Source organism: Bradyrhizobium sp. LB11.1 (genome assembly GCF_040549385.1).
In the GTDB taxonomy this organism is placed as follows: domain Bacteria; phylum Pseudomonadota; class Alphaproteobacteria; order Rhizobiales; family Xanthobacteraceae; genus Bradyrhizobium.
Genome location: NZ_JBEPTH010000022.1, coordinates 33,730 through 54,603, shown reverse-complemented (window position 1 = coordinate 54,603; position 20,874 = coordinate 33,730). Strand labels below are relative to the sequence as shown.

Sequence of the window (20,874 nt, the reverse complement as noted above, 5' to 3'; positions counted from 1 at the left end):
TGATTGCCTTCCTGTTTCAAGCTGATGTGAGGGGATTTGTTCCGGAACCTGTCCTTGTCGCAGCCGTTGATGCTCGGCTTCGGGTGCGAACCCCAGTGCCGATGCGACGGTGAACACAGAGAACCAGCTGCTCGACAAGAAAGTTGAAGAGCATCTGTCGCGGCTGCTGACGCTCGCGCGGAAGTGAGCCGCCGCGCCTATCATCAACGATCGCCCGACATTAGCTTGGCGTCTGTTTGGAGTGTGGAGCGTTTCCACGCGGAGGATGATGAGTTGATGTTACGCAAGATGATGATGGCCGCGCTGGCCGTTGCGGCAGTCGGTCTCGCAGCGCCCCAGGCGGCGCAGGCGTTTGGCGGTGGGCATGGCGGCGGCGGCCATATGGGCGGTGGCCATTGGGGCGGCGGAGGCGGTTGGGGGCACGGTGGTGGCTGGGGCCACGGTTGGCATGGCGGCGGCTTCTGGCCGGGTCTTGCAATCGGCGCCGGCATTGCGGGCGCCGGCTATTACGGAGCCTATGGCTACGGCTACGGCGACCCCTATTATTACGGCGGCGACTATGACGATGGCGGTTATGGCGCGCAGTGTTACCTCGTGCGGAAGCGCGTGATGACGCAATCGGGCTGGCGCGTCCGCCGCGTTCAGGTCTGTGAATAAAGTCTGCGGCTAATGAGGGTGCCGGACAGAGGCACCAGAATACCGGAGAACTAAAAAACAAGGCCGTTGACGCAGTATACCGTCAACGACCTTGCCAGCCCCGGACATTAAAATCGGCTCACGCCATCCGGTATGGGCAAGCATCGCGCGGAATCATACGGACAAGTGTGATCCATTTCACAAGTGGCAAAAATAAAAGGCGGCTGCCCGGGATCTAATTAGCTGCGTGAGCGTTTGCGCGCGCTGCTGGCGCGGGCGCGGTGACTCACCGGTTTCCTTGGGGTGACCGAGGATAGATCGGTCTCGTTCGAGCGCACGCTGGCAAACGATTGCCGCAAGCCGTCGATGGATTCGTTCAGATTGGCGACCTGCTCAGACAGGCGCTTGGTGTCGGCCTGCTGCGAGGCGAGCAACCGTTTCATGGTCGAAAGCTGGTCCTGCACGACCTGGAGCTGGTCGATCGATTCCTGCTGGGTCGCCTCCAGCCCCTTGGTCTTCTCGACGAGCTGCTCGGAGGCCTGCGCGGCGCGCGCCTGCAGCTGCCGCGATGCGACCACCCGGTCGGTCTCGGGCGCCGCGCCAGTATAGGCGCGCCAGATCGCGATCGAGGTGACGCCGGCGATCAGCAGCAGCAGCGCTGCAGCCGTCAACGCGATCGGCTGAGCACCGAGACGGAGGAGGGGATTGGACGGTGTGTCCTCTGCGAGATCGATCATCGCTGACAAAACCCAAATTGACACTTGGTGATTGGCGAAGAGCGGCAGCACAAGAACGCAGAACAAGGCGGCCGGGACGTCCCGAAAGCGTTACACTTCAGCAACAAATGGGACGAAAAGGTGGCCGCCGGTGGAAAAAACGCAGTTGACCCAACGCGACGGCTCTGGCGGGCGAGGGCGGCGCGCCCAAAAGAAGTCCCTGTTCGGGCCGAATTCGGGTTGAGCCGAGAGTATCAGGGTATAGCCTATCGTGATGCGATGGATGGATGCAAGCCCGCGATAGACGGGCGGGTCTCATCGCGGGGCTTATGGCTGAAACGGCGCAAACGGGCCTGAATAGGTCTTCGGACGCGGCGCTGCGTAGGGGCCGAGCCGGGAGGTCGTCAGCCCGAGCCGCACCAGTCCTTCCGCAAGCGTCACCGCGGCCGCAACGCCGTCGACCACCGGCAGGCCGTGCGTGGCGGAGAGCTCGGCGGCAAGATCGGCCATGCCGGCGCACCCCAACACGATGGCCTCGGCGCGGTCGTCGCGGATCGCGGCCGCGATTTCCGTGGAGATTTTGCCAAGGGCGTCTGCGTTGCGCTCCTCCAGCGCGAGCACAGGGACCTCGGCGGCCCGCACGCGGGCGCAGCGCTCGGCAAGGCCATACTTCCGCAGATTATGCTCGATTGGCACGATGGAGACACCGAGCGTCGTCACCACCGCAAAGCGCGCCGCGATCAGGCTCGCCACATGGAAGCCGGCTTCGCCAATGCCGATCACCGGCGTTTTCGCGGCGGCACGTGCGGCATCAAGGCCGGTGTCGTCGAAGCAGGCGATGATGTGGGCATCCGCGCCATCGCGGTCGGCCTCGCGGATGCAGCTGAGCATGCCGGGAACGGCAAAGGCCTCGTCGTAGAAGCCCTCGATCGAGACCGGCCCCATCGCGGGCTGACGCGCATCGATCACCGTGTCGGGCAGGGCGACCGCGCGCGCGGCAGCGCCGATCTTCGCCGTCATCGACGCGGTGGTGTTGGGATTGACGACGTGAAGTCGCATCAGATCAGACAAGCCCCTTGCCGGCATCCGAGCCCTTGGCCGCCTGCCGCCTGTTGAGCATGTGGATGGTGCCGAGCGCAAGCGTGATCACCGCAAAGGACACTGCGGAGATGATGGTGCCGAGCGCGTAGATGTCCGGGTTGGTCACTGTCGTGGTGAGGCCCTGGAGATCGAGCGGCAACGTATTCACCGCGCCGATCGCCTGGCTGGAGCGGGCGAGCTCGTCCCAGGACAGAGTGAAGCCAAACAGGCCGATGCCGATCACCGAGGGCAGGATGATCGGCAGCACGACATGACGGAAGGCCTGCCACGGCGTCGCACCGAGATCGCGCGCGGCTTCCTCGAGCCTTGGATCAAAGCGGTTGAAGATCGCAAACATGATCAGGAGGCCGAACGGCAGCGTCCAGGTCAAATGCGCGCCGAGCCCTGAGGTGAGCAGGCCCATCGAGGTTTCGAAATTCTCGTTGAAATAGCCCTTGATCAGATCGTCGATGATGCGGAACTCGAGCGAGATGCCGAGCGACGTGATGATCGAGGGAACGATGAGGCTCGCGATCGCCGAGTAGAATAAAATGCTCTGCGCCTTGAATTTTCGGCGGAAGGCCATGCCGGCGGCGACGGACAGCACGACGGTGACAGCCATCACGATGATGCCAAGCAGCAGTGAGCGGCGGAAGGCCGCGCCGAGATCGACGATACCGGTGCCCTGGAACAGCTTCGCAATCCAGAAGGTCGACACGCCATTCATCGGGAAGGTGAGACCGCCTTGCGGCCCCTGGAACGACAGCACGTAGATCGCGATCATCGGGCCGTAAAGAAACAGCACATAGGCCGCGAAGAAAATCGCGAGCACGTAGAAAGAGCGCGGGCGTCCTTCCTTCATCGCCTACAACTCCTTCTTGATGTCGACGATGCGCGACATCATGGTGATGATCAGGAACGTGATGACGAGCAGGATCACGGCATTGGCGGCTGCGGCGGGGAATTGCAGCGCATTAACCCGCGTCTCGATGATCTTGCCGGCCGCCGCGATCTGCTGGCCGCCCATCACGCCGATGGTGATGAAATCGCCCATCACGATGGTGATGACGAAGATCGAGCCGATCACGATGCCGGGCTTGGCGAGCGGAATGATGACGTTGACCAGCGTCTGGAAGCCGGTAGCGCCGGCGTCGTAGGCGGCCTCGATCAACGACTTGTCGATGCGGATCATCGAATTGAAGATCGGCACCACCATGAAGAAGGTGAAGAGGTGGACCAGCGCCAGCACCACGGAGAATTCGGAGAACAGCAGCCATTCCACTGGCTGGCTGACCAAGCCTGTCTTCATCAGTCCGGAGTTCACGAGGCCGTTGCGACCGAGCAGCGGGATCCAGGCGATCATGCGGATGACGTTGGAGGTCCAGAACGGGATCGTGCAGAGTAGCGACAATCCCATCTGCCAGGTCTTGGATTTGACGTGGAAGGCGAGGAAGTAGGCAACCCAAAAGCCGATGAAAAGCGTGATGGCCCAGACGAGGAAGCACAGCTTGAGCGTCTTCAAATAGGTTTTAGCGATGGTGCAGAGATCGGGAAGCTGCGCGATGCAGCCTTCGAAGGTGTCGGTGTAGCCGCGGCCCGAAAAGGCCGGCAGCAATTGATATTCGTTGTAGTCCCAGAACGAGACGATGACGACGAAGACGAGGGGGATCAGGAAGAAAGCGAGAAACACCAGCATCATCGGTCCGGCCTGCAGCCAGGAGACGAAGGAGGGCGACAGGCGCGCCGCTTTCGCAGGGCGCGCCGTGTCCGATCCCCGGACGAGGTCCGGGGATGCCTGTTGCAGGATGTCTTCCGACGTATCCGTCACGCGGCGATGAACTCGTTCCACTTGCGGACCATGTAGTCATTCTCGTCCATCACGGCGTTCCAGCACGCGACGCCGCCCATGCGCTCCTCGTAGGAGCCGCCGTCACGCACGGAACCCGCCTTCTCCAGCAGTGAGCCGTCGGGCGCCTTGATGTCCTTCTCGGCCGGCTTGCCTTCCATCCAGTAAGCCCACTCGTAAGGCTCCATGTTCGCCTTCGCGGTGGAGAGCACGGCCGAGTAGTAACCCTGGCGGTTGAGGTAAGCGCCGGCATAGCCGGACAGGAACCAGTTGACGAACTCATAGGCCCAATCGAGCTTCGCGCCCGATACGCCCTTGGAGACGCAGAAGCCCGAGGCCCAGGAGCGATAGCCTTCCTTCAGCGGCTGGAAGGTGCAGGCGATGCCCATCGAGCGCACCTTCGTCACAGCCGGCGACCACATCGACTGGATGACGGTTTCACCCGAGGCCATCAGGTTGACGCTCTCGTTGAAGTCCTTCCAGAACGCGCGGAACTGGCCGGCCTTCTTCGCCTCGGTCATCACCTTCATGGTGAGATCGATCTCTTCCTTGGTCATGTTGCCCTTGTCGGCATATTTGTACTTGCCGGCGGCTTCCACGACCATCGCGGCGTCCATGATGCCGATCGAGGGGATGTTGAGGATCGAGGCCTTGCCCTTGAACTCAGGGTTGAGCAGTTCAGCCCAGGAGCTGATCGGGCGCTTGACGATATCAGGGCGGATGCCCAGCGTGTCGGCGTTGTAGACGGTCGGAATCAGCGTGACGAATTCGGTCGCCGACGTCGCGAACGTCTTCGAGTGCTTGCCTTCGAGATAGAGCACCTTCCAGGGCGCCGTGCCCTGGCCGCCGATCTTCTTGCCGCCGGGCGTTTCACCCTTGGTGAAGACTGGCGTGATGTTGTCGAACTGCTTGATCTTCTTGGCGTCGAGGGCAAGGATGTTGCCCGACGGCACGATCTTCTTCAGCGAGAAATATTCGGTGTCCAGCACGTCGAAGGAGTTCGGCTGGGTCATCACGCGCTTGGTGACGTCGTCGGTGGTCGCGGTGATGTATTCGATCTTGATGCCGGTATCCTTCAGGCACTGCTTCGAGATGTCGTCACCCTCGTTCACGGCGGTGCCGAGATAGCGCAGCACCTTCGGCTCGGCCGACATCACGTAGGGGAAGCCGGTGATGGCCCCGGAGCCGGCGGCGAGGCCAGCGAGACCTGCGGTGCTCTTGAGTAGGGTGCGGCGGCTGACGCCGGTCTTCTTGGTGGTCTCGGTCATTCCAGTCACTCCTCTGTGTTGCGCATTTTCCAAAGTGATGGGGCTATTGCAGGCGTTGCGCCTTGGCGGGATCCCAGGTGGCCAGCACACGATCGCCCGGACGGAAGGGGTGGACGTCGAAGGCGGCCTCGGGAACGTGAGAGAATAGGGCGGTGCCATCGTCGAGCGTGAGCGAGACGGCGACATAGGAGCCCTGGTACTCGGTCTGGGTCAGCAGCGCCGGTGCGCCGAACGTGCCGTCAGCGAGCGGCTTGATACCGAGCTGATCGGCGCGCACGGCGATAAGCTTGCCGGCGTCGCTGAGGACGTTGTGACCGCCGATAAAGCGGGCCACGAATTCGGTGCGGGGATGGTGAAAGATGTCGCGCGCCGTGCCCTGCTGCTCGATCTTGCCCTGGTTCATCACCACGATGTGGTCGGCGAGCGCCATCGCCTCGTCCTGGCCGTGGGTGACCTGGATGAAGCTGATGCCGAGCTCGCGCTGCAGCCGCTTCAACTCGCCGCGCATCTTGACCCGCAGGAACGGGTCGAGCGCGGACAGCGGTTCATCGAGCAGGAGAATCTGCGGCTCGGTGATCAGCGCGCGGGCAAGCGCCACGCGCTGCTGCTGGCCGCCGGAGAGCTGGGCGGGCAGGCGGCCCGCGTAGGGGGTCATCGCCACCAGCTCGAGCAATTCGCCGGCCCGCTTGTGCCGCGTAGCCCGGTCGACGCCGCGCATTTTCAGGGCAAACGCAACATTGTCGAGCACGCTCAGATGCGGAAACAGTGCGTAGGACTGGAACATCATCGCCGTGCCGCGCTTGGCGGGCTCCAGATCCGTGACGTTCTGCGGCCCTAAGATGATGTCGCCCTCGCTGACCGCCTCGTGGCCGGCGATCATGCGCAAGGTCGAGGTTTTGCCGCAGCCGGACGGGCCGAGCAGGCAGCAATAGGTGCCGGCGGGAATCTTCAGATTGACGGTGTCGACCGCCAGCGTCGTGTCATAGCGCTTGCTGACGGCGACCAGTTCGAGAGCAGTGGGAGTGGCCATGGCGTGTCCGGGCGGTGCGATGTTCCGCCTCTCTCCGCAAGGTCCGTGCCAACAGCGCAAATTTGTGTGAACAAAAAAACTGTGCTGCGGAGTCAGGTCGTTAGATCGAATCCAGCGCGGTTGTGCGACGCACGGGCCGGGCAAGGATGTGCACACGAAATGGGCGAAGATTGTATAAAGTTTCGCCTGTGATTGGACACAGCTCGTCGACTACCATTCGAGACCGAACGTCGTCGACCAAGCCCTCAAACCCAGCCCTTCGAACTAATGGCCGCCAAACCACGCCCGAAATCAGATGCGCGCGACGTGCATGATCGCGTTAGCCGGATCAGGGACGGTGTGACCGCGGCAATCCTCGAGCATCGCCTGCTGCCGGGCACCAAGCTCGGCGAGGACGAGCTCGGTGAGATCTATGGCGCGAGCCGCACGCTGGTCCGCACCGCGCTTCAGCAGCTCGCGCATGAGGGTATCGTCAACATTGAGAAAAATCGCGGCGCCTTCGTCGCGCGTCCGACGCCGGCGGATGCCCGCGAAGTGTTCGAGGCGCGCCGCCTGATCGAGCCCACAATCGTCGATCACGCTGTCGATGCCGTCTCGCCAGCATGGATCAATCGCCTTCAGCAGCATCTTGCCGAGGAGCGCGAGGCCGAGTTGCGTGGCGACGCGCGCGCCTCGGTCCGGCTCTCCGGCGAATTTCACGGTCTCCTTGCCGAGATGAGCGGCCACAGCATCTATCTCGGTTTCCTGAAAGAACTGATCGCGCGCTCTTCGCTGATCATCCTGCTCTATCGCCGTCACGACACGCCGGCCTGCGGCACGGATCATCACGCCGAGATCGTCACCGCGATCCGCAAGCACGACAAGCAGGCTGCGCGGACGCAGATGCTGTCGCATCTGAATGAGATCGAAGCCGAGCTGTTCCTGAAGGACCCGGCTGCCGACGAGTTGCGGCTTGCGGACGTGCTGGGCGTGTAAGCATCATACTTGGCGTCGCTATCGCGTGTTCGAGCCGATATTCCCGTTTTGAGTTGAGTTCGACGCAAGTGCGGCAGTCGCGCTTACCTATCTGCCTGCAAATCTCGTTCGGTGCGGTCCACCGGAGCGTTCTTGTCGTGCCGTATGGCTGAGTTGCAGAGACGCCCTGTGGTTGCAAGTTGACACGATGCTGTCGCATGCCTCAAGTCAGGGGCCCGTTGAGCTCTAGAACGGAGCCGAGAGTTGGAAGCCGTTCTGGGGAGTAGTGCGATGGCGTCGCGTTCAATCGTCTGGGACCGAGGGAAAGCTTACGTCGGACTTTTCAGAGCAGCCGCGCTCCTTGCGTTAATTGGAATGAGCCTCTGTATTTCATCACCGGCTCCCGCCCAGCAGGATTCGATTGTTCTGCTCCGCAACGTCCGGATTTTTGATGGAAAGAGCGCGACGCTCTCGACCGCATCCAATGTCCTCGTCAGGGGTGGCAAGATCGAGAAGATCTCGACCGCAGATGTCGCGGCCACCGGCCAGGTGATCGACGGTGGCGGCCGGGTGCTGATGCCGGGATTGATCGATGCGCACTGGCACGCAATGCTGGTGCGCCCGACGCCGATGGCAGCTCTTGCAGGCGATATCGGCTACAACAATCTGCTCGCTGCCAGCGAAGCGACCGCAACGCTGATGCGCGGCTTCACCACCATACGCGATATGGGTGGGCCGACCTTTGGCCTGAAGCAGGCCATCGACGAGGACCTCGTCGCCGGTCCGCGCATCTATCCGTCCGGCGCCATCATCACCATCACCGGCGGCCATGGCGATTTCCGTCAGCTTTCCGATCTGCCGCGAACCATCGGCGGCATGCTCAGCCGCATGGAGCGGATCGGCGGCAGCATGGTCGCCGACAGCCCCGACGAGGTGCGCCTGCGCGCGCGCGAGCAGCTGATGCAGGGAGCGTCGCAGGTCAAGCTCACCGCGGGCGGTGGCGTGGCGTCGCCGTTCAGTCCGTTGGACGTCTCGACCTTCACCGAGCCCGAGCTGCGCGCCGCAGTCGAGGCCGCCGACAATTGGGGCACCTACGTTGCCACCCACGCCTATACGCCGGTCGCGATCCAGCGCTCGATCGCCGCCGGCGTGAGATGCATCGAACATGGTCACCTCATGGATGAGGCGAGCGCAAAGCTGATGGCGGAGAAGGGGATCTGGCTGAGCACGCAGCCTTTCCTGGATCTATCCGCCGCCGCCGCGCTCGGGCCTTCGGAACAGGACAAGATGCGGCAGGTGGTTGCCGGCACCGATCGCGTCTATGCGCTGGCAAAGAAGTATCACCTCAAGACCGCATTCGGAACCGACGTCCTGTTCTCGCAGGCGCTGGCGGAGAAGCAGGGCTCGATGCTCGCCGCGCTGACGCGCTGGTACACGCCGGCCGAAGCGCTGGCCATGGCAACGTCGACCAATGCCGAGCTTCTGAGCCTGTCGGGCCTGCGCAATCCCTACCCCGGCAGGCTCGGCGTGGTCGAGGAGGGCGCGCTCGCCGATCTCCTCCTCGTCGACGGCAATCCGCTCGACAACATCAACCTTGTCGAGGATCCCGCGAAGAATTTTGTGGTGATCATGAAGAACGGCAAGGTCTACAAGAACATCCTGCCGCACTGAAAGCCGTGCCCCCAAAAAGTTGCGGCCAGCCATTGGGGGATGGCTGGCCGCGCGCGAACCGGTCTGGGACGGGGAGGGGTGGGGATGTGACCGGGTCGCGTAACTCGCTCGTTTGTCTCTACTGATCTCTTGCGCTGGCGGTGGAGACCGCCGGCTTGGTATCGCCGAGCGACACCCAGACGTTGGGATCGGCCTGCGACTGGCGCTTGACGAAGCGGTAGCCGGTCTCCGTCCAGGCAACGACGCTCTCGTTCTGATTGTCGAGAACGAACTCGCCCTTGTCGGTCTTCACCGTCAGCACCGCGTGTCCTTCGCCCTTCTTGTCGCGCACGACGGTGATGAGCAGGGCCTCGCGTGGCCAGCCGGCATCAATCAGCATCTTGCGCTTCAACAGCACGTAGTCTTCACAGTCGCCGTAACCATCGGTCGGCAGCGACCACTTCTCGATCACGCCCCAGTGGTCCTGGTCGGTCAAAGGCTTGATGGTCTCGTTGACCCAGCGATTGACCTTGGTCAGGTCGCGCCATGCGGTCTGCGACATCACGATGTCGCGCGGCTGCGTTGGCCCGGCCTGACACTGAGCGGTATTCTCTGCACAAAACTCGACCCAGCCGATCGGCGCACGCGTGGTGTCGCCGAGGCTCGCATAGAGCAGACGGCTCTCACCGGCCTGCGCTGCTGCGCTGATCCCGAAGAGCATGGCAGCAAGTGCCAGTCTCTTCCCCTGTCCCCTGAAGTCCAACATTGCGGCCCCCGTTTCTTGTTGGGACCACATTTCGCACGGAGCTTTTGAGTTGCCGCTAAGTCAGCCAAGTCAAATCGAGGCGAATACAAGTAAAAGGCGGGGCTAATTCGATCTATACTTGAAGAAAATTCGAGTAAAATTTTAGAATACTGCAATTGATTCAAATTTTAGGGATTAACGCGGAAACGCTTGTGGAATGGCTATATGGGCGCGCGAACAGGTCGCGCGTTAACCCGCGTCAGGCGCCAGCCCGACGCGAAAAAGGCGGCGTCCGGATCACGGAAGCCGCCTTTGAGGCCTGGAAAACAGGGGTCTTGGCGCTATCGCGCTTTTACCGCGCGGTAACGCTCTCTTCGAGAGTCTCGATCGGCTGCGAGTGCAAGAACTCCAGTGCGAAGCCGTCTTCGACGTTTCGGACCACGCGGCCCTGGACCCGGCCGAGCAGAACCGTCGATTTCAGCGGCGGCCGGTTCTCCGCTGCGATGGCGGCGCCGGACAGCGAGAGGTCGATGATGCGGCAGGTCATCTTGGTGCCGTCCTCGAGCGTCAGCACCGCGATCGGGTTGCGCGGCACGATGCGGTCGTGGCGGCGGTCTTCCGGCAGGTTGAGGATGTCGCGGTTGGCGAGCCATGTCAGCTGGGCGGCGAGCTTGTCGCGCTTGCGCGGCGTCGCCCCGACCGTCATGGCGAAGCCGTTGTCGATGATCCGGGTGATCTTGCCCTCGACGCGGCCGATATGGTCGAGATAGGCGACCACGCGGTCGCCGACATTGCCGATGCCGGGGGCGAGCAGCGCGAGCCCGCCCGGTGACATGTTGATCACCTGGCAGGGGAATTCACGGCGATCCGGCAGCATGTAACGGCCGAGCAGGTGCACCTTCACCCGCTGGAAACGCCGACGTTCCTCGGCGGCCGGAAGAAATTTTTTGTTCGCCAACGCCATTTTCACAACCCGACCCCCCGCCTGGCGGAGTCCGAGACGACCCTAAGGTGCATAGGGTTAATGCCGCGTTATGATTTGGCGCGTCGGTTGCGGACAGACACAATGCGTTCGAAAAGCCACATCAAGGGCGGGCAGGCCAGTACCGTCAGCGCGCCGAGGTCCAGCGCGACCGCGGCGGTGCCCGCCGATTTGGCCAGCCGCCCGGCCACGGCCGGCCCCAGCATCATCGCACTATAGAAGAGTGTGTAGAACACACCCATCCCGATCGCCCTGGTTTCCGGGGCGAGCACGCGGGCGGCCAGGCTCATGATCGGGCCGGCCGGAAAGCCCCCGATCAGGCCGATCAGAACCAGGGTCGTGATCACGGAATCCGACCGACTCAACCAGGCCAGCAGGGCGGCCACCACGAGGCTGGCTGCGATCGCCATGAAAAAAGGCCGCTTGAAACGATCGGACAGATAGCCGCCTGATGGCACCGAGATCACCGACAGCCACATCACGAGGCTGATCGCCGAGCCGGCCGCCGCAATGCTCCAGCCGCGCTCGGCGAGCAAAGAGGGGCCGAACGAGAAGATCATGGCGAAGCCGACATTATAGAGGCCCCAGATCAGGCCCGCCACGATCACCGCCAGCAGTGCGAGGCGATCAAGCCGTCCCGAGCCAGTCGCGATCGCCGTTGCGCCCGGCGGCGGCTGGTAGAGCATGATCAGGGCAATGCCGATTGCGCTCAGTGCACCGGTCGCCATGAACACGGCGCCCGCGCCATAGGCCGTGCCGATCGCCGGCAGCACCAGCAGAGAGATCGCAACACCCGCCGGCCAGGAGTTGACGAAGATCGCCATCGCGGTCGCGATCTCCTTACCCGCAAACCAGTCGGTGCCCATCTTGGTGAGCTGAACCGTCAGCAGCACGCCGCCGGCGCCGGAGACGAGCCGGCCCGCCATCTGCAAACCCCAGATGTCGGTGGTCGCCATCACGAGGCTGCCTGCCGTCATCAGCAGCAGCGCCGCGATCGTGGCCGGCTTGTCGCCAAGCGTTCGCCCGATCGCGCCGCCCGGCAGCGCCAGCACGACGCCCGGGGTGAAATAGAGCCCGATCAGGATGCCGATATCGCCGAGCCCGACGCCAAATGTCTTTTCAAGCAGGGGCGCGACCGCGGCCACGCTCTGGAACTGAAACGCAATGGTGAGGCGAACGGCGAACAGGATCGCAAGAATAGCCCAGCGACTGCGCAATGCCTGATCTCCCCAACCCGCTTGTCGAGCGTGCGGTCGGGAGGGGCGAGAGTCAACCGACAGTCTTCCTCGCCGCGCGTTGATAAAGGACAAGCAGCAGCGCCAGCAGCACTGCGGCCGAGAGTCCCAACGACCAATGAATGCCGATCGCAGCACCAAAGACGCCGACAGTGATGCCGCTGAAGGCGCGCATGCCGAGGCCGGCCATATTATAGAGACCGACCACGCGGCCGCGGATGTCGGTCGGCGCGTTCAACTGCACCAGCGCCTGCGCCATGGTGTTGAACGACAGCTCGAAGAAGCCCGCGCAGAACAACAGCACGATCGCGACCGGATAGATCCGCACGGCGGCGAAGCCGAGCAGCGATACGCTCCACAATGTTGCGAGCAGGATCGCACTGCGCGGCGTGCCCTTCAGCCGTCCCCACGATTCCAGCGCGATGCCCGCGAGCAGCGCGCCACCGGCGTCGGCTGCGAGCAGCACGCTGTAGGACACGCCGGGATCGCCATGACCGAGATCGCCGGCAAAGCCCGGCATCTGCGCGTGATAGGCGTTGCCGATCATGAAGGAGGTGAGGCCGGCAAGCCACATCATGGCCGTCAGCACCGGCTGCGCGCCGATGGCACGCATGGTGTCGACGATGTCCGCAATGCCGCGCACTGCAAAGCGTCGCACAACGACGCTCTTGTCGCGCATCGGCGCCCAGAACAGCCAGAGCAGCATCGGCAGATAGAACAGCGTGTTGAAGACGATGCCGTGCGAGGTGCCGAGCGTCAGCATGATGACGCCGCCCACCGCGGGCCCAACCAGGATGCCGAGATAACGCGCCATCGCGTTCAGCCGCACCGCGCTCGGAAGATCTGCGGGCCCGACGAGATCGTAGAGCAGCAACTGGTTCGGCGTCTGCCAAAGCACGCCGGCGCAGCCGTGGATCACCAGCAGGAACATGGCGTGCCACATCTGGATCGTGTCGGTGATGAAGAAGAAGCCCCATCCGGCCGAGGCCACGATGAACAGCAGCATGCCGCACTGGATGATGCGCCGCGGATCGAAGCGGTCGGCGAGCCCGCCGACCGCGACCGAGAACAACAGGAACGGTAGCCAGTGCGACAGCACGGCAAATCCGCCCAGCGTCGGCGAGTGGAATTTCTGGAACACCACCCAGTAGCTGATCACATGCTCGATATTGTCGGCCATCATCGCCAGCACGTAGGCGATGAACTGCAGCCGGTAGGGCACGGACTTCATGGCCGCGAACGACCCGGACGCGGCCACGGGATTTTGGGGCAGGGGATTCAAGCGATCACCAGGACAGGGCTTTTGCGGAGTTACACGTTCGCTGGCGCGTGCTCAAGACAATTGGGCGGCTTGAACAGCAGCCATGCGCTGCCGCAACATGCTCCACCGTCATCCCCGCGCAACCGCGAAGCGGTTGTCGCTGGAGGTGCGCGCTCTTTGCGCGCCTCAGGATGACGCCGCGCTCGTGGCTGCGATGTAGCCCGGATGGAGCGGCTTGTCCGCCGTAGCTCAACGAGCGAAGGCGGAAGTGCAATCCGGGCCGCTGTCCCCGTATTCCGCTTCGCTTCATACGGGCTACAAGGTCGCACCTTGGCACGACCGTGCATCTCCCATACGCTTCGCCTCAGGTCCGCACCCATCAATCATAACAGACGGGCCGCGAGGAAACAGCCATGCAACAGATCCGCGTCTGCACCCACGCCGGACCGGGCTCGGAGCCCGTGATCAAGACCGTGCCGTGGCCGCAGGTCGGTCGCAAGGGCGCGCTGATCAAGATCGGCGCATGCGGTGTCTGCGGCACCGATTTGCATATCCTGAAAGGCCATTGGCCGAAGCCGCTGCCATGGCCGTTCACGCTCGGCCATGAGATTGGCGGGGTCATCGTCGAATGCGGCGACGAGTTCACCGAGGATTTCATGAGCAAGCCGCTCAAGGTCGGATCAAAGGTGATGATCCCGCCGCTGATGCCGTGCGGGCGCTGCTATTACTGCATCCATTATCCGCAGACCGCCAACAAATGCCTGACGCCGGTCTATTACGGCCGCTATCTCGGCTTCGACAAGGCGCCGCACATGTGGGGCGGCTGGGCTGAATATGTCTATGTCGATCTCGACATGCTGCCGGGCACCAAGATCTACAAATTGCCCGACGACATGTCGCTGCGGCTGGGCGCGCTGTCGGAGCCGCTGACCTCCTGCATCCGCGCCTTCAACCGCGCGACCCGCGCCGGCGGCTTCACCTGGGCCGACACGGTGGTGATCCAGGGCTCGGGCCCAATCGGCATTCTGGCGGTGGCGGCGGCGAGGGAGATGGGGGCCGGGCGCGTGATCTGCGTCGGCGCGCCCGAGGAGCCGCGACTCAAGCTCGCGCGCGAGTTCGGCGCGGAGGCGACCGTGAACATCGAGGAGATCAAATCGCCGCAAGATCGCATCGCGCGCGTGCGCGAGATCGTCGGCGGTTTTGGCGCTGATCTGGTGATGGATTGCTCGGGCCACCCGACCGCGGGCCCCGAAGGCATCGAAATGCTGCGCGACGGCGGCACCTATGTCGAGATGGGCCAGTTCACCGACGCCGGCTCGATCGAGACCTCCTGGCACCGCATCTGCACCAAGGACCTCAACGTGCTCGGCTCCTGGGGGTTTACAGGCAACGATCTCCCGCTCGGCGTCGACATGCTCTACCGCACGCGTGACAAGTATCCGTGGCTGAAGATGCAGACGATCTATCCGTTCACGGAAGACGGCGTCGCGCAGGCGGTGAAGGATGCGATGGCGATGAAGACGGTGAAGTCGACCATCGTGCCGTGGCCGGAATTGGTGGATTGAACAATCAACCACCAAACGTCTTGCGGAGCGCGTTATGTACCGGGTCATAGCAGACAGTCTTGAGGCCTATCTCAACTTCGATCCCGAACGGAAATCCGATCTCGTTCGGCTGCACGAGGTGATACGGAAGGCTGCTCCGAGCTTGAAACGCTATTTTCATAAGGGCACTCCGGTCGGCGAAGCGGGCATGCGCATGAGGATGATTGGATACGGCAAGTTTCGCTACGCGATCAGATCGGGCGATCTCATCGAATGGCCAGTGGTCGGCGTGGCGCTCCAGAAGAATTACGTCAGCGTCTATGTGGCAGCGACAAAGGGGGACGCGCCGATTGTGAAGGGCTATGCCGGCACGCTCGGCGAACTCAGATCGGGCCGCAACAATTTCAGCTTTGAGCGGTGCGCCGATTTGAACACGGCCGCTCTGTCGTCGCTGTTCGCGGAAGCTGCGGGCATCTTCGCGGCGGACCCCCAAAACCCGGTTCGATATATGCAGGGTTCCTAGCCAGATTCCGCTGCGGCCGCAGCACCGCCAGGTGAGGGTCGCAAAAGCTTCACGAAGAATCCTCGAGATATTCGCTTGGAGATGAAACTTAAGCCCCAGTTCCGGCTTTCAGTTCAGGGGAGAGGTACCGTGAAGCGAATCCTGAAACCCGTCACCTACATCCTGGCTGCCATCTACTTCCTGGTGGATGCGGTGTTCATGGCCGTGGCGCGGCCGATCTCGCGCTGGCTCGGGTGGCATTTCGAATTCAAGCGGCTGCGCGCCTGGATCAAATCGCTGTCGCCCTATCCATCGCTCGCGCTGTTTTCCGTGCCCGTGATCATTCTGGAGCCAATCAAGCCGCTGGCGGCCTACCTCGTCGCAACCGGTCAGTTCCTGAGCGGGGTGACGGCGTTCGTTGGCTGCGAGCTGCTCAAACTGGTGCTGGTCGAGCGCCTGTTCCATCTCACGCGGGACAAGCTGATGCGGATTCCGGCTTTCGCGTGGGCGTATGGGAAGTTCACCGAAATGAAGGCGTGGCTGGAGGCAACCGAAGCCTGGCGCGCCTTCCGCGCTCTGAGCCAAACCGCGAAGGACTTTGTCGTGCGGACCAGGGCAAGGCTGGCCGGCGGCTTCAGCAGGCTCGTGACCTCCCGGGACTAGAACCGCGCCCCTCTACGCGAGCTTGCGCGCCGCGGCGGTGGCCTTGTCGCCCGTGTTCGGCGTGCCGGAGGGTTCGATCAGCAGGAGATGAACTTCCTCGCGCGCCACCGGCCGATGCTCGACACCCCTGGGTACGACGTAAAGCTCGCCCGGTCCGAGCGTCACCGTGCGGTCCCGCAGCTCGATGTCCAGAATGCCTTTCAGGACGAGAAAGAAATCGTCAGTGTCGTCGTGCTTGTGCCAGGTGAATTCTCCCTTCACCTTCACCACCATCACGTCGCAATCGTTGAAGGTCGTGACCGTGCGCGGCGACCAGAACTCCCCCGAAGGTCGCGAGCTTGTCGGCAAGCGATATGCTGTCGGCCATGTTTCACCCGTATCCTGCCTGTGTCCTGGTACGTCCAATGCCGCAATTTAGGCGAGATGACCCCAAAAGTCCGGCATTTCGGCCGAAAAGGCGCGCTGGACGCGTCGAAGCAGACCAGAAAGTGCTGTTGAAGGCCCCCCGAGCCTGTTCACCCTGTCGTCAATGCCATGCATCAAAGCCATGGTGATTTGGCGGCTTCTGGCGTAAAGAGCATCCAAATCAAAATCATCATGGGTGTGAGCGGGCCTTCTGCAGTGACTGCAGCGTCAGGCCCCTCGGCTTTCCGTTCCGCGCCCCCGGACCAACCAAGGTTTTCCATCCCGTGTCCTTTCCGGCCCTGACCCCGCCGCTCGCCCGTGCCTTGGCTGAGCGCAATTACGATTCACCGACCCCCGTTCAGCTCGCCGTGCTCGGCGAGGATGCGGTCGACCGCGACCTGCTGGTGTCGGCCCAGACCGGCTCGGGCAAGACCGTCGCTTATGGATTGGCCATGGCCAAGGACCTGCTTGATGGTGCCGAGCAGTTCGAGCGCGCCGCCGCACCGCTGGCTCTGATTGTCGCGCCGACTCGCGAGCTCGCCTTGCAGGTCCAGCGCGAGCTGACATGGCTCTATGAACATGCCCACGCGCGCGTCGTCTCCTGCGTCGGCGGCATGGACCCGCGCCGCGAGCAGCGCGAGCTTGCCGCGGGCGCCCACATCGTCGTCGGCACGCCCGGCCGTCTCTGCGATCATCTGCGGCGCGGCCGTCTCGACATCTCGGAATTGAAGGTCGTCGTCCTCGACGAGGCCGATGAGATGCTCAATCTCGGCTTTCGCGAGGACATGGAGTTCATCCTCAAGACCACGCCGGACACGCGGCGCACCTTGTTGTTCTCGGCGACGTTCCCGCGCGGCATCGTGGCGCTGGCGAAGCAATATCAGCAGCAGGCGTTCCGGATCGAGGTCGCGGGCGACGAGGGTGGTCACGCCGATATCGAGTATCGCGCCATCCGGGTTGCTCCCGGTGATGTCGAGCACGCGGTCGTCAATGTCTTGCGCTTTTTCGAATCGCCGAGCGCGCTGGTGTTTTGCAATACGCGAGATGCGGTCAGGCATTTGCAGGCAGCATTGCTGGAGCGCGGTTTCTCCGTAGTCGCGCTATCAGGCGAATTGACGCAGAACGAGCGAACCACGGCGCTGCAGTCGCTGCGGGACGGACGTTCGCGCGTCTGCGTGGCGACCGACGTCGCCGCGCGCGGCATCGACCTGCCGAGCCTCGACCTCGTCATTCACGCGGATCTGCCGAATGACGCCGAGGTCATGCAGCATCGCTCGGGCCGCACCGGACGGGCGGGCCGAAAGGGTGTCAGCGTGCTGCTGGTGCCGCCCGTACGCCGGCGGCGCGCGGAGGTGCTGCTGAATCTGTCCGGCATCGATGTGATCTGGGGCACGGCGCCGCAGGCGGACGAAATCCGCAAGCTCGATCACGAGCGCATGCTCAAGGATGCGCTGTTCTCCGAGGAGACGACCGCCGAGGATCTGGCGCTGGCGCAAGCCTTGCTGGCCGAGCGGTCGGCCGAGGACATCGCCGCAGCACTCGCGCGGCTCTATCGCGCGCGGCTGCCGTCGCCGGAAGACATCATCGATCCCGGCGAGCGAAGCAGCCGGCCGCGCGACGATCGCGGCCGTGACGATCGGACATCGCGCGGCGATCGCACGCCGCGCGACGATCGAAAGCCGCGCGGCGATGACCGCTCCGAAAGGCCTCGACCCAAATCGGGGAAATCGTCGCCGAAGCATGGCATGGCCGAGTCCACCGTATGGTTCCGGGCCAACATCGGGCGAAGAAAGAATGCGGAAGCGCGCTGGCTCTTGCCGATGATTTGCCGTCGCGGCGGCATCGACAAGGGCGACATCGGCGCCATCAAGATCATGGACACCACGACCGAGTTCGAAATCTCCGAGCGGGTTGCGGAATCCTTCGCTGCCAAGATCAAGCGTCCGGACAAGGAAGACAATATTCGCCTCGAGCCGATGACGGGTGCGCCGCAAGCGCAGGCGCCGGCGGAGAAGCGCTCACGCGCTCCACAGCGCGGTGAAGGTGACGACGATCATGCGGCCCGCCGCGGCGACGATCGATGGAACGCGAACGGGCCGAAGCAGCACGACAGGTCGCGGGGAAAGCCGGAAGCCAAGCACCAGGGCAAGCCGCATGCCAAGGCGCACGTCAAGGCTCACGCGAAGCCTGATGGCGGCGGCAAATTCGGCAAGCCGGCGTTCGGGAAGAAAAACAAGACATTCGAAAACAAATCCGGTGACGCCAAATATGCGCCGTCGGTCACCGAATGGCCTGGTGCTTCCGCGAAGAAGGGTAAGAAGAAGCACCGCGGCTGAAGGTGCTATAGGGCGAGCCCGCGCAGCATGTAGGTCGCGCTCGCGCCATAGGACGAGAGTTTGTCGCGCAGCGCCGCATCCGGTGCGACGGGGTGGAAACCGAGGCGCTCCCACAGCGGTCGCGTGGCGTAGACCGAGACCAGCGCAAGCGTCGTGATGCCTGATGATCGCGCGAGCTCTTCGATCGTTGCGACATAATCTCGCGCGACGCCGCCGCGGAAGTCGGGCAGCACGGCGACATCGTGCAAATAGAGGCAGTCGGCCGCGTCGGGCAATCGGTCGAGGAAGCCGTCGAGCGGCGGGATGTGTTGCTGTATCCAGGGATGCGCGAGGCCGTAGCCCGCGATCTCGTTGCCGGCGGCGAGCACGCGGCAGCCGTCCGGATAAAGCCGCATCTTCTCCGAAAGCACTTCGGGGCGCTCTGGGAGATCAGGATGTATTTGTGCCGCGATCGCGCTGATCGCTTCGATGTCTTCGGCGTGTGCGCGGCGCCAGTGCGGCTTGCTCATCTCGACTGTTCCGTATCAACCAACGCAATTTATTCCGTCGCGCTGATGTGCGCAGCCAAAAATATCTTTACCGCCGTTTCAGGAATACCACGCGCATTGCGGCGTCCTACTTCGTGCAAGCCAATTGCATGACAGGAGACATCATGACGACATCCTCGATCCGCCTCGCGCTCACGCTCGCAGCAACGCTGGCGCTCACCTCCGCTGCGCTCGCGGCACCGCCGACCAAAACGGGCAAGACCGACAAGGGCAACGTGCTTACCGACGCCAAGGGCATGTCGCTCTACACGTTTGATAAGGATATGGACGGCAAGTCGGCCTGCAACGGTCCGTGTGCGACAAACTGGCCGGCGGTGAAGGCCGAGGCCAGCGACGCCGCAGGAGATGGCTACACCATCATCGCCCGCGAAGACGGCTCCAAGCAGTGGGCCCACAAGGGCAAGCCGCTTTACACCTTTGCCAAGGACACCAAGCCCGGTGACGTTAGCGGCGACGGCTTCCTGAACGGTGCCTGGCATCTGGCGATGCCGTGAGGACAGTCTCGTGCCCCGGCGCAGCAGCGTTGCACGCTGCAGCGCGTCCGGGACACGGGAGAGAGTTATCGCAGCCCCTCATACACCATCAGCCCGCGTGCGATCTGCAATTTGCGGATGGCGCGCGGCAACAACTTCTCCGGCTGGTGCAGATAGCGCCAGGAGGTGACGGTGAAGGCGCGAAGCGCGCCGCATTCGTCGTCGAACGGCGCGAGCACGCCGGTCACGCTGACCGGCGTGTGCGGGCGGGCGTTGAAGGGCAACAGCAGCAGTTCGAGATGCGCCTTGCTGCCGTCCTCGCGGAGCGCAGTGAGGCCGGCGATGGCGCCGAGCGTCTCGTCCGCGACGATGGTTGCGATCTCCTCGATCTCGCGGCGGCTACCTTCCGCGAACAGCGCGGCAAAGCCCTGATCCTTGAGATCGCAGCCGGCGAGCGCGCAGACGCGGGTGCCGGCGACGCGGAATGGAAAGCCGGATTTCGGCTCGCAGGACAGGACGAAGATGTCGCCCAGTAGCTCGCGAACGGCGGCCGGGTCGATATCGGCCCGATCAGGGGCTCGCGCGCTACCGCGCTTCTTGTCCCAATACGCGAAGAACGCGCGGCTCGATGGATGTTTCATGACTGACGCTCACCCCGGGGCGCAACCTCATGGGACAAATCTGTCCCGCTTCAGTGCACCTGAGATCCCTGTGTTGTTGTGCAGGAGGGGAATTGCAGCGTCCATGCCGCGGGCGCGTTTTCGGTCCCCTGCGCGCTGCCTTTGCGTTGTTAACGTTAAGTTAACTATGCGCTTTGCCCCGGCGTCGCGGCTGCTATGGTGATCGTGGTCGCAAGCTTCGCCGCTTTCTTCCAGGTTCTGGGCGAAGCCTGTACACGGGCGTCAAACAGTTTGGTCACTGGCCGCGGGGAGGGGTGGGGATACACCTTTTTCTTCTGTGGTGCCGGGAAGGCCGACACGGACAGGCAGGGCCTTCCCAG

Annotated in this window: 20 protein-coding genes and 1 pseudogene; 8 read left to right on the top strand and 13 right to left on the bottom strand. The window is 63.3% G+C overall.

Annotated features, from left to right (window positions below):
* Positions 1-276 precede the first annotated feature (276 nt).
* Positions 277-657 carry a hypothetical protein gene (locus tag ABIA96_RS33830; RefSeq protein ID WP_354141253.1) on the top strand — a complete coding sequence of 127 codons (381 nt, stop codon included), beginning with the start codon at positions 277-279 and terminating at the stop codon, positions 655-657.
* Positions 658-875: 218 nt separating this feature from the next.
* Here ABIA96_RS33830 and ABIA96_RS33825 read toward each other — a convergent pair whose 3' ends face one another.
* The 6 genes from ABIA96_RS33825 to ABIA96_RS33800 all read right to left on the bottom strand — a co-directional run bounded on the left by ABIA96_RS33825 (position 876) and on the right by ABIA96_RS33800 (position 6,576).
* Positions 876-1,373, bottom strand: a complete 498-nt coding sequence (locus ABIA96_RS33825; RefSeq protein WP_354141252.1) for a hypothetical protein — start codon at positions 1,371-1,373, stop codon at positions 876-878.
* Positions 1,374-1,679: 306 nt separating this feature from the next.
* On the bottom strand, positions 1,680-2,411 hold the full coding sequence (locus tag ABIA96_RS33820) for an aspartate/glutamate racemase family protein (RefSeq protein ID WP_354141251.1): 732 nt from the start codon (positions 2,409-2,411) through the stop codon (positions 1,680-1,682).
* Positions 2,412-2,415: 4 nt separating this feature from the next.
* Positions 2,416-3,294 (bottom strand): ABC transporter permease, encoded by an 879-nt coding sequence (locus tag ABIA96_RS33815; protein WP_354141250.1) that lies wholly within the window; start codon positions 3,292-3,294, stop codon positions 2,416-2,418.
* 3 nt (positions 3,295-3,297) lie between these two features.
* On the bottom strand, positions 3,298-4,260 hold the full coding sequence (locus tag ABIA96_RS33810; RefSeq protein ID WP_354141249.1) for an ABC transporter permease: 963 nt from the start codon (positions 4,258-4,260) through the stop codon (positions 3,298-3,300).
* Complete coding sequence (locus ABIA96_RS33805) at positions 4,257-5,546, bottom strand: ABC transporter substrate-binding protein (protein WP_354141248.1); 1,290 nt, start codon at positions 5,544-5,546, stop codon at positions 4,257-4,259. The genes ABIA96_RS33810 and ABIA96_RS33805 overlap by 4 nt, the downstream gene beginning before the upstream one ends.
* Before the next feature lie 43 nt (positions 5,547-5,589).
* Positions 5,590-6,576 carry an ABC transporter ATP-binding protein gene (locus tag ABIA96_RS33800; protein WP_354141247.1) on the bottom strand — a complete coding sequence of 329 codons (987 nt, stop codon included), beginning with the start codon at positions 6,574-6,576 and terminating at the stop codon, positions 5,590-5,592.
* A 267-nt stretch (positions 6,577-6,843) separates the two neighbouring features.
* Here ABIA96_RS33800 and ABIA96_RS33795 point away from each other — a divergent pair, with 267 nt between their 5' ends.
* Both ABIA96_RS33795 and ABIA96_RS33790 read left to right on the top strand, forming a co-directional pair.
* Complete coding sequence (locus ABIA96_RS33795; protein ID WP_354141246.1) at positions 6,844-7,551, top strand: GntR family transcriptional regulator; 708 nt, start codon at positions 6,844-6,846, stop codon at positions 7,549-7,551.
* Between the two features lie 354 nt (positions 7,552-7,905).
* Positions 7,906-9,201, top strand: a complete 1,296-nt coding sequence (locus tag ABIA96_RS33790) for a metal-dependent hydrolase family protein (protein WP_354141245.1) — start codon at positions 7,906-7,908, stop codon at positions 9,199-9,201.
* A 118-nt stretch (positions 9,202-9,319) separates the two neighbouring features.
* Here the strand turns inward: ABIA96_RS33790 and ABIA96_RS33785 are convergent, their stop codons facing one another.
* The 4 genes from ABIA96_RS33785 to ABIA96_RS33770 form a co-directional block, all read right to left on the bottom strand.
* A complete protein-coding gene (locus tag ABIA96_RS33785) occupies positions 9,320-9,946 on the bottom strand; it encodes a transglutaminase-like cysteine peptidase (protein ID WP_354141244.1) in 627 nt (208 codons plus the stop codon).
* Between the two features lie 331 nt (positions 9,947-10,277).
* Complete coding sequence (locus ABIA96_RS33780; protein WP_354141243.1) at positions 10,278-10,889, bottom strand: PilZ domain-containing protein; 612 nt, start codon at positions 10,887-10,889, stop codon at positions 10,278-10,280.
* 68 nt (positions 10,890-10,957) lie between these two features.
* Positions 10,958-12,124 (bottom strand): MFS transporter, encoded by a 1,167-nt coding sequence (locus ABIA96_RS33775; RefSeq protein ID WP_354141242.1) that lies wholly within the window; start codon positions 12,122-12,124, stop codon positions 10,958-10,960.
* Positions 12,125-12,176: 52 nt separating this feature from the next.
* Complete coding sequence (locus ABIA96_RS33770) at positions 12,177-13,424, bottom strand: MFS transporter (RefSeq protein WP_354141241.1); 1,248 nt, start codon at positions 13,422-13,424, stop codon at positions 12,177-12,179.
* 392 nt (positions 13,425-13,816) lie between these two features.
* Here ABIA96_RS33770 and ABIA96_RS33765 point away from each other — a divergent pair, with 392 nt between their 5' ends.
* The 3 genes from ABIA96_RS33765 to ABIA96_RS33755 all read left to right on the top strand — a co-directional run bounded on the left by ABIA96_RS33765 (position 13,817) and on the right by ABIA96_RS33755 (position 16,112).
* The gene (locus ABIA96_RS33765; protein WP_354141240.1) at positions 13,817-14,968 is read left to right on the top strand and encodes a zinc-binding dehydrogenase; all 1,152 of its coding nucleotides are present in this window, start codon (positions 13,817-13,819) and stop codon (positions 14,966-14,968) included.
* 34 nt (positions 14,969-15,002) lie between these two features.
* A complete protein-coding gene (locus ABIA96_RS33760; protein WP_354141239.1) occupies positions 15,003-15,470 on the top strand; it encodes a hypothetical protein in 468 nt (155 codons plus the stop codon).
* 129 nt (positions 15,471-15,599) lie between these two features.
* The gene (locus ABIA96_RS33755; protein WP_354141238.1) at positions 15,600-16,112 is read left to right on the top strand and encodes a hypothetical protein; all 513 of its coding nucleotides are present in this window, start codon (positions 15,600-15,602) and stop codon (positions 16,110-16,112) included.
* A gap of 12 nt (positions 16,113-16,124) precedes the next feature.
* Here ABIA96_RS33755 and ABIA96_RS33750 read toward each other — a convergent pair.
* Positions 16,125-16,479: pseudogene (locus ABIA96_RS33750) on the bottom strand (cupin domain-containing protein).
* 322 nt (positions 16,480-16,801) lie between these two features.
* Here ABIA96_RS33750 and ABIA96_RS33745 point away from each other — a divergent pair.
* Positions 16,802-18,853 carry a DEAD/DEAH box helicase gene (locus tag ABIA96_RS33745; protein WP_354141237.1) on the top strand — a complete coding sequence of 684 codons (2,052 nt, stop codon included), beginning with the start codon at positions 16,802-16,804 and terminating at the stop codon, positions 18,851-18,853.
* Positions 18,854-18,858: 5 nt separating this feature from the next.
* Here ABIA96_RS33745 and ABIA96_RS33740 read toward each other — a convergent pair whose 3' ends face one another.
* Complete coding sequence (locus tag ABIA96_RS33740) at positions 18,859-19,362, bottom strand: GNAT family N-acetyltransferase (RefSeq protein WP_354141236.1); 504 nt, start codon at positions 19,360-19,362, stop codon at positions 18,859-18,861.
* Positions 19,363-19,505: 143 nt separating this feature from the next.
* On the opposite strand from ABIA96_RS33740, the gene ABIA96_RS33735 reads away from it, so the two are divergent.
* Positions 19,506-19,895, top strand: coding sequence for a COG4315 family predicted lipoprotein (locus ABIA96_RS33735; RefSeq protein WP_354141235.1), 390 nt, complete (start codon positions 19,506-19,508; stop codon positions 19,893-19,895).
* A 65-nt stretch (positions 19,896-19,960) separates the two neighbouring features.
* Here the strand turns inward: ABIA96_RS33735 and ABIA96_RS33730 are convergent, their stop codons facing one another.
* Positions 19,961-20,515, bottom strand: coding sequence for a PAS domain-containing protein (locus ABIA96_RS33730; protein ID WP_354141234.1), 555 nt, complete (start codon positions 20,513-20,515; stop codon positions 19,961-19,963).
* Between the last annotated feature and the right edge of the window lie 359 nt (positions 20,516-20,874).